Below are 14,121 nucleotides of genomic sequence, written 5' to 3'. Positions count from 1 at the left end.
ACTGCAAAACATCTACAGTCTATTTTGGCACTGCTATGCGGTACGTTACACCCGTTTTGTCATTTTCAATTGAGATAGATGCCTTATGAAGAGTTAAAATTCGTTTTACGATGCTTAGACCAATGCCGAATTCGCCTTTCTTCCCTTTATTAAAAGGCTCATAGAGGCTGGAGAGCATCTCATCTTCAATATGCGGACCGTCATTTTTAATGGTGATCACGATATTTCGATCATCTTGTTTCATGCTGATTTCTATTTTTGTCTCAGCATAGCGGATTTGATTTTCCAGAATGTTTTCGAGGAGTTTGTTCCATTGCTCCGGATCGCCCGGCATCAAAATATCCTCTTCTACATCAATTTCCCACGATAGTTCTTTCCGCGCCCACTTCAATCGTTCGATGACTTCTTCTGTCACTTCCACAATACTGAACATGTCGTGCTGCACTTTTTGCTTCGCTAAATAATCCAGCTTCGTTAAATATAATAAATCCTTTATTTTTTTCTCCAGCTTAAGGGCTTCGCATTCAATAACATCTACAGTGTTTTCAAGGTCTCCTTTAGGAAAAATCCCGTCTTTAATTGATTGTGTATAGCCTCTGATGACCATGACCGGCGTTTTTAAATCATGGGAGATATTTTGCAATAGAGTTCTTTCTGTTTCATCCTTTTGCACAAGCTTTTGGCGCATCTCTTCGATGGTATGGCCCAATTTGCCGATTTCATCTTTCCGGTCCACTTTTACTGGGTCATCCCAATCCTGTTCAGAAATCCGTTTGACGTGTTTTTCAAATGATACAAGAGGCCTTGATAAATACTTTGCAAGCCAAATAGCCGGAATCCAGCTTAATAAAATGACGACAGCTATAATAAACAGAAGCTGTTTGAACAAGGTATAGGCCAAATCGTCCCGATAAGAATCAAGCGCGTAAGAGAGCATCATCGCTGATTGTCCATTGACGGAAAGTCCCTTTTTAATGACAAAAAACACTTTCTCTCCATTGACGTCGGCGCTGTAACGTTTCTTCTTAGCTTCCTGCTTATCAGCCAGCTTGTACACCTTGTGGATAAATGAAGATGACAGAATGCTTAAATCCTTGTCTGAAGAAGCCTCTTCATTTTCAGGAAGGAGCACGTGCTGGACGGAGCGGACAGTTGTCGGCGCCGTCGCTTCCTCGCTGTAATAGCGCCTTTCAATCGAACCTGGCAGGCGGTACTCTGTCAGAACATGCTGCTCATTTTCAATCGTCGTATACGTTTCATTAGTGAAAAAATCTCGCAGCGTGTTTGAAAATAACACAAGCAGTAAAATCGATATCGCTAACAGGATGCCGGATATGACAGCCCATATCTGAAACGCGAGCGGCTTGTTTTTCATGATGACATCATCCTGTAGCCGAAACCGTAAATCGTCTCCACCTTCAATTCAGGCATCTTTCTGCGCAGTCTCCGGACGAGATCATCAACGACCCGGTCTGTTCCGAAGTAGTCATGTCCCCACACTTTTAGGAGGATATCCTCACGAGAGTACGGATGCCCTTTATGATGGATAAATAATAGCAGCAGATCAAATTCCTTTGACGTCAAATTGATGATATTCCCGTTTTCGTCATAGACCTCGCGGGCGTCTTCAGCGACCCGATACGAGGAGACGGCAATTTCATTTTTCTGTACAGGAGGAGCTTCCTTATATACGAGCTGCAGCAGCTTTTGCACACGGATAATCAGCTCCCGCGGCAGAAACGGCTTGGAAATGTAGTCATTGCTGCCAAGCTCTAAGCCAAGCACTCTGTCAATATCCGCATCTCGGGCGGAAATAAAAATGACCGGCACGTCAGGATCTTTCGCCTTGATTTCTTTTATTAATGTATAGCCGTCGGTATCCGGCAGCATGATATCGAGAATCCATAGGTGGGGAGACGGTGTCATTTTCTTTCTGGCGTCTTCACCTTTCGTAAAAGATGTAATGTTCCAGCCCTCATTCTCTAAATACTTCGTCAGCAGTTCATTCAGGTTATCCTCATCTTCAACTAGATAAATGGTGTATGACAAGGCTCTTCACATCCTTTCAACGTCATTATAAACTAGTTTTAACATACGGCAGGCAATTTTCATAATTTCACATATTCTTTTCATTTTTATCCCACAATGTTTGTTTATGATATGTATAAGGGAAGAAAGGAAGAGAAAAAGAGCGAGGAAGATGTAGGATGATCAAACATATTCTATTTTGGTGCTTTGCTTTTCTCCTCATTATTGGGACAATTGAACTTGTACATTCGATGAATATGTAACGATAAATGAATAACCGTTAAAGGAGTGTAAGAACATGGATTATCGACGTGATGGCCAAAACGATCAACATCAAACTGAACCTTCACATACAGAACAGCAGAATACAGAAAACCATAAGCTGATTGGACATTCTGAACAAGAATTGCTTGACGCGCCTGTGTCGTATGAAGCGGGACGGCAGGAAACGGCTTCTGCTTTAGAAATGGAAAAGCAAGAAACGGCTGTGAAAAAAGAAAAGAAACGGAGAGCCGCATGGCTGAGCCCGATTTTAGGCGGTATTATCGGCGGGGGCCTCATGCTTGGCATCGCGCCTTATCTGCCGTCAGACCAAAATCAGGCGACCGAGACCGCTTCCGCAAATAAACAGGTGCAGTCTGATAATTTTACAACGGCGCCAATAACGAACGCATCAAACATCGCTGATATGGTAGAGGATTTAGAGCCTACGATTGTCGGAATCTCAAATATCCAAACCTCTCAAAATAACACATTCGGCACGGGAGGAGGCTCCAGCTCAGAAAGTGAAAGCGGAACCGGGTCAGGTGTTATTTTCAAAAAAGACAGTGATAAAGCGTATATCATTACAAACAACCATGTCGTTGAAGGCGCGAACAAGCTGACTGTTACGCTATACAACGGAGAAACGGAAACTGCCAAGCTTGTCGGCAGCGATACCATTACTGATTTGGCAGTTTTGGAAATCAGCGGCAAGAACGTCAAAAAAGTGGCGAGCTTTGGTGATTCTTCACAGCTGCGCACTGGCGAAAAGGTAATCGCTATCGGTAACCCGCTCGGACAGCAGTTTTCCGGTACGGTGACACAAGGCATCATTAGCGGACTGAACCGGACAATTGATGTGGATACAACACAAGGGACGGTGGAAATGAACGTGCTGCAAACCGATGCAGCGATCAATCCGGGGAACAGCGGAGGCCCATTAATCAATGCAAGCGGCCAGGTCATCGGCATCAACAGCTTGAAGGTGAGCGAAAGCGGCGTGGAATCACTTGGATTTGCGATCCCAAGCAATGATGTCGAGCCGATTGTTGACCAGCTGCTGCAAAACGGGAAGGTGGACCGTCCGTTTTTAGGCGTGCAGATGATTGACATGTCACAAGTTCCTGAAACCTATCAGGAAAATACGCTCGGCCTGTTTGGAGATCAATTGGGCAAAGGTGTTTATGTAAAAGAAGTTCAAGCAAATTCGCCGGCAGAAAAAGCAGGTATTAAATCTGAGGATGTCATTGTCAAACTAAACGGTAAAGACGTGGAAAGCAGTGCGGATATCCGTCAGATCCTTTACAAAGACTTAAAAGTCGGAGATAAAACAACAATCCAAGTGCTGCGAAAGGGAAAAACGAAAACGTTGAACGCGACACTGACCAAGCAGACAGAAAGCAGTTCAAGCTAAGAAAAAAACAAAAAGCTGAACCCAAATAGGGTTCAGCTTTTTTTATCCTAAGTAAGAGGAAAGCATCCACACTTGTTTTTCAACTTCTTCAATTAATCCGACAAACAAGTCCGCTGTCGCATTGTCTTGATTTTCTTCAGCCAGGCCGATCACGAATTTAGATTCGCTGCTGATTTGTTTGTAGTCGTTTACCAATGCTTGTACCATTTCTGAAGCTGATGTTTCGTTTCCGCCGTCTGTGATAGATGCATGCTCAGTGTATTCTTTCACTGTGGCAACAGGCTGTCCGCCAATCGCCAGCAGGCGCTCAGCGATGGTATCGACTGTTTCAGCCGCATGGTCATAAAGTTCTTCAAATTTCTCGTGCAATGTAAAGAAATGAGGCCCTTTCACATACCAATGGAAACGGTGGAGCTTAGAGTATAAAAGAAACCAGTTTGATAATTGTGTGTTCATTGAATTCTCAACTAATGTTTGATTTGTTTTTGCATTTTCAGTTTTCATAAGATAACGTCCTCCTTGTGATCTGTTGACTTAATTATATCATATACTAAATAAAAATCAATACTAAATTATAATAATTATAATTTAGATCAGCTGAATAGCTTTTTCTTCAGGATAGACTCCCACGCAGACCAAGGAAAAAGCGATCGGAACAGCAGGGTGAGCTTGATGCCCTTTCCGATCGGGTATCGCAATTTCTTGATATGCTGTTTTGTTGCCAATTGATAAATGAGGTCGGCAACCTCTTGGGGATCTCCGCTTTCTTCTCCGTTTTTTTCAACGTAGGAAAGGATCTTTTTATAGTATTGATGATAGGCTGAATCGTCAGCAGGCACCGACATAAAATTTGATAATGACGTTGACCAGATCGATGTCTTGTATGAGCCCGGCTCGATCAAAGCGGTTTCGATACCGAACGGAAGCAGCTCGATACGCAGGCTTTCAGAAAAACCTTCCAATGCATGCTTGGAAGAAACATATGGCGACAGCGCTGGGAATCCGGTCAGTCCGCTGATGCTGCTCACGTTTATAATCTTTGCGCCGCCATGCTTTCTTATGTAAGGGAGAACGGTTTTTGTCACATGGATCACACCGAAGACATTCGTTTCAAATTGTTCTCTGAAATGTTCCATCGGCACATCCTCAATAAATCCTCCATAAGCCGTTCCGGCGTTGTTAACGAGTAAGTCGATCGGGGCATAAGCACTAATGGTTTTTCCGAATGAGACTATAGATTGTTCCTCGGTGACATCAAGAGCTGTAATGAGAATGGAATCAGACACATTGTGTGCTGCAGCCAATTCTCGAAGCTGTTCCGCTTTTTCAGGCTGTCTTGATGTGGCTATCACGAAAAATGATCGGGCAAGCTTTACAGCTGCCAGCAGACCGAAGCCGCTGGACGCTCCTGTTACGATGGCTATTTTTTTATTCATCCTATACCTCCTATTAAACGGCTACAGCTATTGTACTATCCTGAACAGGAGATGACGCCTGTAAAAAGAAATTTTTATACAACAATTCAGAATTGTTCTATAATAGAACGAAAGAAGGAAAGGGGTTTTGTGATATGGCGCTGCAAGGGGTAGGCCAAAGATGGGATCTTGATTCATTTTTTAAGGGCGGGAGCCAATCGGAAGAATTCAAAGGTTATATTGAGAAGCTGTCACAAAGTCTGCGTGCATTTCAAGACAGGACTGATGCGTTTCAGGTGCCTGAATCGCCTGAAGAGGCTGAAGGGCTGACCGCGTTGCTTGATTTATTCGAACAGACATCCGTCAAGCTTCAGCAGGCCGGCGCGTTTGTTGCCTGCCTCCAGGCCCAGAATATCAATGATCAAAAGGCTATAGAGCATCAGGCACTCATGAACCGGCTTTCCGCAGATTTTCAATCGTCGCTCGTTACATTAGATCATAAACTTGTGGACATTAATCAAGACGTGTGGAATGAATTGTTAACAAAACCGGGATTGCGCGATGTTTCTTACATATTAAATGAAAGAAGACAGAGGGTTGCCGAAAAGCTTAGCCCCGGTAAAGAAAAACTGATCGGAAACCTTGCGGTGGACGGATATCACGCTTGGAGTGACTTATACAATATGGTTGTCGGGAAAATGACGATCCCGTATGGGGAAAATGGTGAAAACAAGCAATTGTCTGTCGGTCAGGCGGAGAATATGATGGACCATCAAGACCGTACTGTCAGAAAAACAGTATATGAACGTTTCCGCCAAGCTTGGGAGAGCAAGCAAGATATTTTCAGCAGCACGCTGAATCATTTGGCGGGATTCCGGCTCGAAACCTATAAAGCGCGCGGCTGGGAGAATGTCCTGAAGGAACCGCTGCAAATTAACAGGATGAAAAAAGAAACACTTGATACGATGTGGCAGGTCATCACTGAAAACAAGAAGCCGTTCGTTCAGTTTTTGAACCGGAAAGCATCCATGCTCGGCCTTGAAAAACTCAGCTGGTACGATGTCGAGGCACCGATCGGTTCTGACGGAAAGGTCTATTCGTATGATGAAGCCGCAAATATCATTACCAGCCAGTTTTCAACGTTTGGCAAAAAGCTGTCCTCATTCACTGAAAAAGCGTTTCGGGACGGCTGGATTGAGGCGGAAGACAGGAGCGGAAAAAGAGTCGGCGGCTTTTGCACCAGTTTTCCTGACAGCGGGGAATCCCGGATTTTCATGACATTTTCGGGCAGCGCCTCAAATGTCTCTACCCTTGCGCATGAACTCGGGCACGCGTTCCATCAGGAAGCAATGCTCAACGTCAGGCCGTTAAACCGCTCCTACGCCATGAACGTTGCAGAAACAGCTTCAACGTTTGCAGAGATGATAGTGGCGGACGCGACTGTCCAGCAGGCCGAGACCAAGGAAGAAAAGCTTGTTCTTCTGGAGGATAAAGTGCAAAGAAGTGTTGCGTTCTTCATGAACATTCACGCAAGATTTCTATTCGAAACGAGATTCTACGAGGAACGAAAGCGGGGAGTGGTACCGGCCAGCCGCTTGAATGAGCTGATGGAAGAGGCACAAAGAGAGGCATACTGCAATGCGTTAGAAGAATATCATCCGCTTTTTTGGGCATCAAAACTTCACTTTCACATCACGAGGGTGCCGTTTTACAATTTCCCTTATACATTCGGCTACCTGTTTTCTCTTGGCATTTACGCGCTGGCGCTTGAAGAAAAAAACGCATTCGAAGAGAAGTATATGGCGCTATTGCGCGATACGGCTTCTATGACAGTGGAGGATTTGGCGATGAAGCATTTGGGCGCTGACATCACGAAGCGCGATTTCTGGGAGAATGCCATCAAGCTGGCTGTGCGTGACGCCGAAACCTTTATACAAATGACCGAATCTTAAAGAAAAAGCCGTGGCGTTAAATGCCCCGGCTTTTTCAATTCTTCTCTGAATGAGGATTTCATTCTCTGGATATACCTAAAATAAATGGAATCCTACAGGGGGGAAACATATGCATTTGATCAGAGCAGCCGGGGCTGTAGGTCTCGCAGTGGTTCTGATTGCGGGCTGCCGTTTCAATGAAGACCAGCAGCAGGCAGAAGGAGAAAATACAGCCGTCACCCAGCTGAAGTCCGTTCCCTACAGTAATTTTTCGCTTCGTGTGAGCTACGGGGATGGTGAGCATAACCGTTATGAAGGAATCTATACAAAGAACGGAACTCAGGAAAAAGCGGAAATACAGGATAAGCTCTCCGGTGTCAATCAGGAGGGAGAAGAAGCATTGGATGAGATGAAAATGATTTTGAGCGAGCTTTCCGTAACAGACCAAATGGCTGAAACAGAAGTGATACACAGTGTGCTGGCAACATTTAATCTGGACAGTCATTATGATCATATCGATTTAAAATTGAAGCTGAAGGACGGCTCCATCAGAGAAATCAAGAAGTAATCTTGTGATAAAAAACCCATAAACGTCAATTATGTCCATAAAACTAATTGAAAATGATTTTCAAAGTCAGTGTTTTCTGCTACAATGAGGGATATATGACCATATCAAATGGCTGAATATCGGAATCACTTGCATTGATGATAATTGACTTAAAAGCATGTATATAGAAAACGTGCAATACATAGTGCTGCTAAAAAGCCAGCAAAAAGGAGCGGTTATGGGTATGAGTGCAATTTCTACAGAAACGCTGAGCTTAGGATACGGGGATGCCGTTATTATTGATGAGTTGAATTTAACAATTCCCAAAGGTGAAATTACCGTATTTATTGGCAGCAATGGCTGCGGAAAATCGACACTTTTACGTTCATTAGCGCGCCTGATGAAGCCGAGAGGCGGTTCAGTGCTGCTGGAAGGAAGAGCGATTGCCAAGCTTCCGACGAAGGAAGTCGCAAAAGAGCTCGCAATCCTGCCTCAAGGTCCTTCGGCTCCTGAGGGGCTGACGGTGCATCAGCTGGTGAAGCAAGGAAGATATCCTTACCAAAACTGGCTGAAGCAGTGGTCAAAAGAGGATGAGGAAGCAGTTGAAAGAGCGCTTAAAGCAACAAAGCTTGAGGACATGGCTGACCGCGCCGTTGATTCTTTGTCAGGCGGACAGCGCCAGCGGGCTTGGATTGCGATGACGCTTGCCCAGGAAACGGATATCATCCTTCTTGACGAGCCGACGACGTATTTAGACATGACGCATCAAATTGAAATTCTTGATTTGCTGTTTGAGCTGAATGAAAAGGAAGGCCGGACGATTGTTATGGTACTCCATGACTTAAACTTGGCGTGCCGCTATGCGCATCATCTTGTGGCCATAAAAGATAAACGGATTTATGCAGAAGGCCGTCCGGAAGAGGTCATCACTTGTGATCTTGTGCAAAATGTATTTTCTATGAACTGTCAGGTTACACAGGACCCGCTCTTCGGAACGCCTCTTTGCATTCCTCATGGCAGGGGTAGATGCATTGTCCAGGAAGCGGCTTTCACATCGCATGGATAAATAACGCAGCGAAGGAGCTTTCAATTGAGAAAGCTCCTTGCTGTTTTTTCGAAAGGAAGATGGCAAATGGAACAAAAACTTCAGGAGCAGCTGGATGGATTGCTGGAGAAGTATACTGAGCTTCTGCTTGGTGAGACAAACGATGAGCTAAAAGAAGAAGTGAAGCAATGGATTTTGTACACCCATATAGCCAAAAGCATGCCTCCGCTCGCTAAGCATTGGAATGCGACATACCCTCATGCAAAGCAGGGCATTAAAGAGATCATTCAGCATATTAAGGAATTAAATGAAGCGCATCGAAACAAACAATAGCCAAAAAGCAGTCTGTTCATTATTGCAGACTGCTTTTTTGTGATTCAGCCGTTTTATCTGGCGTAAAGGAATCCATAAAGGTTCTCAGCGCGCTGCTGATAAACGAATCTTTTCGAACAATAAACTCTGTTTTCATCTGGCTGAGCGCTTCAGGCAGCGGGTACAATCGAATTGATCCTTCTGCTTCATGTTTCTGCACAACCGTTCTTGGCAGCAACGAGATGCCAAGACCTGCTGTAACCCCGCCGATAATTGCTTCAAGCGTCCCAAATTCCATAATGACCGGCTGTGTGACACCGACGGAACGCAGCCATTTTTCAAGTGTTTCTCGATACGAACAGCCTGTGCTGTAAACGAGAATCGGCTTTGTGATGGCTTCCTCAACATCGGGCACGGAGGCAGCCGAAACAACTACTGGTTCTTCCTCAAACGCAGGATAGGATTCGAGCTCAGGATGATGGCATTCGCATCCGATAAACGCGCCATCCAATTCATAACGAAGAACTTTATCAAGGAGAAATTGCGTATGTCCTGTTGTTAAAGATAGCTGGACGTTTGGATGTTCTTCATAATAAGATGCCAGGAGCTTTGGAAGCCTTACCGCGGCGGTTGTCTGAGTGGAGCCGATCATAAGCGGCCCGCTTGGTTCTGCGGAGGATGAGAGCGCTTTAGACGCTTCATCAAGCAGGCCGATAATTTTATTTGCGTAGTCCAGCAGCAATTTTCCGCTTGCAGAAAGTGTCATGCCCCGATTATGGCGCAAAAACAGTGTGGTACCCAGCTCAGCTTCCAATTGCTGAATTCTGGCCGTGACATTCGATTGTACATAGCCAAGCTGCAGGGCTGCTTTCGTAATGGTTCCTTCATGAGCTACCATTTGAAACACACGTAAATCTCCGCTTTCCATTTTGAACTCCTCCGTTCGTTTGCTATCAATCTAAGTGATATCTAGTATCTTTAACAATCATTATACGTAACATCAAAGCTGGATTACAATGGAATCAGAAATATACTTTAGTCAACAGCAAGGAGTGGCGGCAATGAATGTCTTGAACAAAATAGCTCTCGTAACGGGGGGCGGCACAGGAATCGGAAAAGCAGCCAGTATGGAATTGGCAAAGCGCGGGGCGATTGTGGCGGTGAATTATTCACGCTCGCAATCAGAAGCGGAGGAAACAGTGGAAAAGATTCGAAAAGCTGGCGGGCAAGCCTTCGCCATCCAAGCAGATGTATCCAAAAACAGCGACGTGCAGGATATGGTTCAAACAATCGTGAAAACATACGGCCCGATTGATGTTTTAGTCAACAATGCCAGCATTACACGGCATATTCCAATGGATGATCTTGAGGCTGCGACAGAAGACGTCTGGGATGAGCTGTACGCCGTCAATGTGAAAGGGATGTTTTTCTGTGCGAGGGCAGTGGCTCCGTTCATGAAGAAAAGCAAGGCTGGAACGATCGTAAACGTCGGCAGCATTGCGGGGTTAAACGGTGCGGGCTCATCTATGCCTTACGCAGTATCAAAATCGGCGGTGCACGGTTTAACGAAATCATTGGCTCACGCCTTAGCGCCTGAAATCAGAGTGAGCGGTGTAGCACCAGGAGCTGTGGCAACGAGATGGTGGGCTGGCCGGGAAGAAAAAATGAAAAGCATGATTGGCTCTTTGCCGCTGCAGTGTATTGCTGAACCAGAGGAGGTTGCCAAATTGATTTGTTCATTAGTTGAACAGGAATCACTCACAGGCCAAATTATCACAATTGACAGCGGACAGACGCTGTAAAGAAAGGGGTGCAGGGAGATGCCATTTGTACAGATTCATTTACGGTCGGGAAGAAGCGAAGCGTGGCTTCAAAAACTGAGCAGGACTGTCCACCAATCGATGATTGAAGAAATCAATGTGCCGGAAGATGACTATTTTCAAGTCATCAGACAATATGAAAAAAGCGAATTTTTTTATGATCCATTTTATCTCCAAGTCGAGCGTACTGATGAACTGATATACATTCATTTTACACTGAAACAGTCAAGAACAACTGAACAGAAAAAAGCACTTTACCGCTCAATCGCGAGCCGGATTCATTCCGAGCTTGGTGTCAGAAAAGAAGATGTGTTTATCATGCTGGCCGGAAATCAGGCTGAGGATTGGTCTTTCGGAAATGGAAGAGCCCAGATGATTGAATAAAAAACCCCGCGGATTGATACCCGCGGGGTGCTCTATTAATGGGAAGGTGATTCAACGGCTTTTGCCGCCTTCTCTTTTTCTTGTTGGTCTTCCGCTTTCTTATTTGATAGCTTGATAGGTTTTAAGAACAAGGTGAATACGGCTCCGACTGCGATAAAGATCAGGCCCGTATAAAACACGCTGTGGAGCGAATCCATCAACGATGTTTTTAAAATCGGCACAATATGGGATGAGAAAGCCGCAGGGATTTGTTTGACCGCGTCCGGACTGAACAGTGATTGCAGCAGCCCTTGCGGATTTGTATCAATCATACCCTTTAGCTGGGCGGCAAACGAGCTTGCCTGTGCCGGAAGAGAGTCTAAATATGGAACCAATTTATCTGTTAATAGATTTCCTGATCTCGCATTCATTACGGCTCCCAGCATGGTAATGCCGAATGTTCCGCCGATAGAACGGAAGAATTGGCTGGATGAAGTGACAACTCCAAGCTCCTCCTTCGAAAAGCTTTCCTGTAAAGCCAATGTCAGAATCGGCATAACAAGACCCATTCCCAGACCAATAATCGCCATAAAAGATGTAGCGACAAGCTTGCTCGTGTCGAGATCCAATGTCGTTAACAGCAGGAATCCGCCGGCCATAACCAGCATGCCTGTAATGATTTGCGGTTTAATCCCGATTTTATAAACAAGCTGTCCGCCGATGATACTTGTGATAATCATAGAAATCATCATCGGTGTCATAATTGTACCCGATTCAGACGCACTTACACCGACAATTCCTTGCATAAAGAAAGGAACAAACGTAATGGCGCCAAACATACCGATACTCATAAAGAAGCCGATCAAGTTTAGAAATGTAAATGTTCTGTTTTTAAATAAATACATTGGCAGGATTGGCTCTTTTGCTTTTGATTCTACGATGATAAAGCTGACAATGCCGATCAGTGCGAGAGCGAACAACCCAAGAATCTGCCATGAATCCCATGCATAATCTTTTCCGCCAAAGCTTAAGGCGAGCAGGAGGCTGACCACACCCACAATCATTGTGAAAATACCAGCGATATCGAAGTTGATCGGCCCAGTCTGCTGGCGTCCCTGTAATCCCCTGGCAATAAAAATAACCGCAATAATTCCGACTGGCAGGTTAATATAGAAAACCCATTTCCAGTTTAACGAGTCTACAATCCAGCCGCCGATTTGCGGCCCAATCACTGAAGCCAGCCCGTAAATTGCGCCAAAGACACCTTGGAATTTAGCACGCTGTTTTCCTGTGAACAAGTCACCGATGACAATCATCGCCATTGGCATCATGATGCCTCCGCCGATTCCCTGCAGTCCACGGAAGATAATCAATTCCGTCATGTTGTTGGCCATTCCGCACAAAGCAGAAGCTGCCATGAAAATAATTAAACCTGATACATAGACAATGCGGCGTCCCAATAAATCAGCAAGTTTACCGGCAATTGGAACAATGGTTGTTGATGTTAACAAATATGCCGTTGTCAGCCAGGTCATCATGCTCAAACCGCCCAGATCACCGACAATTTTCGGCATGGCCGTTCCGACAATAGTACCGTCAAGGGCTGAAAAAAACATGGCAATAATTAAGCCTGTTATTAATAACGTTCGTTTTGATTGTTTGCCTTCTTTACTCATTTTCATCCGTTTCCTCTTTTCATGTTTTGCTTTTCATCCGTTTCTGCTGCTTGTGCGAGCTTTGCAGTAATATGCGCCGCCTGCAGCATTTCCTCCTCCGTCAAAAAGGAAAGGTAGCGCGCCATAATGGCCTTTCTGCCTGCCAAAATCTCCTCGAACTTTCTGTCTCCTTCGTCAGTAAGACTGAGATCAATCACTCGCCTGTCTTTTGTGTTGTGTGTTCTGGCGATAAGATTTTTTTGTTCAAGGCGATCTGCCATCAGCGTCACCGCGCTTGGCTTCACCTCCATACGCTCGGCAATTTCAGAAATTTTGAGGCTGCCGTGTTTCTTTAGGCTGGCCAGCACAAACAGCTGCGCTGGGGTGACACCTTGTTTCTCCATGCTTTCCAGCATTTCAGGCTGTATCTTTTGAAAGAGCGCCTGAAGCGATAATTGAATATCGGACATTAACTGATCCGCACTCTTCATATTCATTTCCCCTCTGTTACATACACTGTATATATATTTTAATGACAAAATAGTTAATGCTTATTAAATATAAATAAGCGTAAATGAAAAGTCAACTGATTTTACACAAAAAAAGGATAGATGCCCGAAAGAACATCGTATCCTTTTTACTAATGTTGTTATTGCTGATAAGGAGACTGCTGCTGAATGGTCTGCTGGAATTTTTGATAGGACTGCTGCAGCTTTTGTGCATCCTCCGCTTCAACAGAATACCATCCATATTGGAACATGAGATCATATAGTTTTCTTTGCGCTTTTTGTGACTCATCAAAAATGGATTGAATATCCTGATAAAGAGACTCGTGGCTGAATTCGTGCAAAGCAGTGCAATAAGCTGTTGTCATGTATTTTTCGGTTGTCAGCAATTCGTTGACGAAATCTCTGTCATTCATTTCCGATGTTGTCGGTACAGGTGTCTGCGGGTTGCTGATTTTTTGATTTTGCTGATTCATTCTGGCGCCTCCTTATTGGATGTAGCCGGACTGCTGCTGGCCTGGCTGCAGGTGCTTTAATATTCTTTGATAGTGATCATGATGCATGTGTCCGACGCGGTCGAGTTCTTGCTTTAACGTTTGATCCTGGCACTGCTGCGCCATGAAATGCGCTTTTTTCATCGCGAGCAAATTCCAGTTCAGCATGTCATTGAGATACAAATGATCCTTTGTCGAAATAACGGAAGGCGGCATTTGAGATTGCTGCTGATTATCCATTGTGATCCTCCTTTGGTTTCTGTTCATTTTATAGTTTCCTTCAGACTGGGAGTTATATACAGGGTTTTGAAGATGACGGCGGGAGGGAGT

General features: G+C 44.8%; 16 protein-coding genes. 7 read left to right on the top strand and 9 right to left on the bottom strand.

What is annotated here, in order from left to right:
- Window positions 1–19: 19 nt before the first annotated feature.
- A complete protein-coding gene (gene cssS, locus M1D65_RS16335) occupies window positions 20–1,375 on the bottom strand; it encodes a secretion stress-responsive two-component system sensor histidine kinase CssS (RefSeq protein ID WP_124047941.1) in 1,356 nt (451 codons plus the stop codon).
- The gene (gene cssR, locus M1D65_RS16330) at window positions 1,372–2,049 is read right to left on the bottom strand and encodes a secretion stress-responsive two-component system response regulator CssR (RefSeq protein WP_003228529.1); all 678 of its coding nucleotides are present in this window, start codon (window positions 2,047–2,049) and stop codon (window positions 1,372–1,374) included. The genes cssS and cssR overlap by 4 nt, the downstream gene beginning before the upstream one ends.
- 277 nt (window positions 2,050–2,326) lie before the next feature.
- Between cssR and htrB the strand changes: the two genes are divergently transcribed.
- The gene (gene htrB / locus M1D65_RS16325; RefSeq protein WP_456270632.1) at window positions 2,327–3,703 is read left to right on the top strand and encodes a serine protease Do-like protein HtrB; all 1,377 of its coding nucleotides are present in this window, start codon (window positions 2,327–2,329) and stop codon (window positions 3,701–3,703) included.
- A gap of 42 nt (window positions 3,704–3,745) precedes the next feature.
- Here the strand turns inward: htrB and mrgA are convergent, their stop codons facing one another.
- Window positions 3,746–4,207: a metalloregulation DNA-binding stress protein MgrA gene (gene mrgA, locus M1D65_RS16320; protein ID WP_014477938.1), complete on the bottom strand. Its 462-nt coding sequence runs from the start codon at window positions 4,205–4,207 to the stop codon at window positions 3,746–3,748.
- 89 nt (window positions 4,208–4,296) lie between these two features.
- Window positions 4,297–5,139, bottom strand: coding sequence for an oxidoreductase (locus M1D65_RS16315; protein ID WP_302897055.1), 843 nt, complete (start codon window positions 5,137–5,139; stop codon window positions 4,297–4,299).
- 134 nt (window positions 5,140–5,273) lie between these two features.
- Between M1D65_RS16315 and M1D65_RS16310 the strand changes: the two genes are divergently transcribed.
- The 4 genes from M1D65_RS16310 to M1D65_RS16295 all read left to right on the top strand — a co-directional run bounded on the left by M1D65_RS16310 (window position 5,274) and on the right by M1D65_RS16295 (window position 8,974).
- Window positions 5,274–7,070 (top strand): M3 family oligoendopeptidase, encoded by a 1,797-nt coding sequence (locus tag M1D65_RS16310; protein WP_153257021.1) that lies wholly within the window; start codon window positions 5,274–5,276, stop codon window positions 7,068–7,070.
- A gap of 109 nt (window positions 7,071–7,179) precedes the next feature.
- A complete protein-coding gene (locus M1D65_RS16305) occupies window positions 7,180–7,617 on the top strand; it encodes a YusW family protein (protein ID WP_456270631.1) in 438 nt (145 codons plus the stop codon).
- 217 nt (window positions 7,618–7,834) lie between these two features.
- Window positions 7,835–8,662: an ABC transporter ATP-binding protein gene (locus M1D65_RS16300; RefSeq protein WP_080265401.1), complete on the top strand. Its 828-nt coding sequence runs from the start codon at window positions 7,835–7,837 to the stop codon at window positions 8,660–8,662.
- Between the two features lie 24 nt (window positions 8,663–8,686).
- The gene (locus M1D65_RS16295; protein WP_446014677.1) at window positions 8,687–8,974 is read left to right on the top strand and encodes a YusU family protein; all 288 of its coding nucleotides are present in this window, start codon (window positions 8,687–8,689) and stop codon (window positions 8,972–8,974) included.
- A 19-nt stretch (window positions 8,975–8,993) separates the two neighbouring features.
- Here M1D65_RS16295 and M1D65_RS16290 read toward each other — a convergent pair whose 3' ends face one another.
- Window positions 8,994–9,881 carry a LysR family transcriptional regulator gene (locus M1D65_RS16290; RefSeq protein ID WP_456270630.1) on the bottom strand — a complete coding sequence of 296 codons (888 nt, stop codon included), beginning with the start codon at window positions 9,879–9,881 and terminating at the stop codon, window positions 8,994–8,996.
- A 133-nt stretch (window positions 9,882–10,014) separates the two neighbouring features.
- Between M1D65_RS16290 and M1D65_RS16285 the strand changes: the two genes are divergently transcribed.
- Both M1D65_RS16285 and M1D65_RS16280 read left to right on the top strand, forming a co-directional pair.
- On the top strand, window positions 10,015–10,755 hold the full coding sequence (locus tag M1D65_RS16285; RefSeq protein ID WP_128422399.1) for an SDR family NAD(P)-dependent oxidoreductase: 741 nt from the start codon (window positions 10,015–10,017) through the stop codon (window positions 10,753–10,755).
- Between the two features lie 18 nt (window positions 10,756–10,773).
- Window positions 10,774–11,157: a tautomerase family protein gene (locus M1D65_RS16280; RefSeq protein WP_015251261.1), complete on the top strand. Its 384-nt coding sequence runs from the start codon at window positions 10,774–10,776 to the stop codon at window positions 11,155–11,157.
- 35 nt (window positions 11,158–11,192) lie between these two features.
- Here M1D65_RS16280 and mdtP read toward each other — a convergent pair whose 3' ends face one another.
- From mdtP to M1D65_RS16260, 4 genes are all read right to left on the bottom strand, one after another.
- Window positions 11,193–12,818 carry a multidrug efflux MFS transporter MdtP gene (gene mdtP / locus M1D65_RS16275; RefSeq protein WP_003228559.1) on the bottom strand — a complete coding sequence of 542 codons (1,626 nt, stop codon included), beginning with the start codon at window positions 12,816–12,818 and terminating at the stop codon, window positions 11,193–11,195.
- Window positions 12,815–13,282 carry a MarR family transcriptional regulator MdtR gene (gene mdtR / locus M1D65_RS16270; protein ID WP_042974696.1) on the bottom strand — a complete coding sequence of 156 codons (468 nt, stop codon included), beginning with the start codon at window positions 13,280–13,282 and terminating at the stop codon, window positions 12,815–12,817. Before mdtR ends, mdtP begins: the two co-directional genes overlap by 4 nt.
- 158 nt (window positions 13,283–13,440) lie before the next feature.
- On the bottom strand, window positions 13,441–13,773 hold the full coding sequence (locus tag M1D65_RS16265) for a spore coat protein (RefSeq protein WP_003222766.1): 333 nt from the start codon (window positions 13,771–13,773) through the stop codon (window positions 13,441–13,443).
- 12 nt (window positions 13,774–13,785) lie between these two features.
- A complete protein-coding gene (locus M1D65_RS16260) occupies window positions 13,786–14,031 on the bottom strand; it encodes a hypothetical protein (RefSeq protein WP_003228567.1) in 246 nt (81 codons plus the stop codon).
- Window positions 14,032–14,121: the final 90 nt, after the last annotated feature.

The sequence above is a fragment of the Bacillus sp. JZ39 genome, from assembly GCF_053903145.1.
Note: the sequence above shows the minus strand (reverse complement) of the source record. Positions and strands in the feature narration are given on the sequence as shown.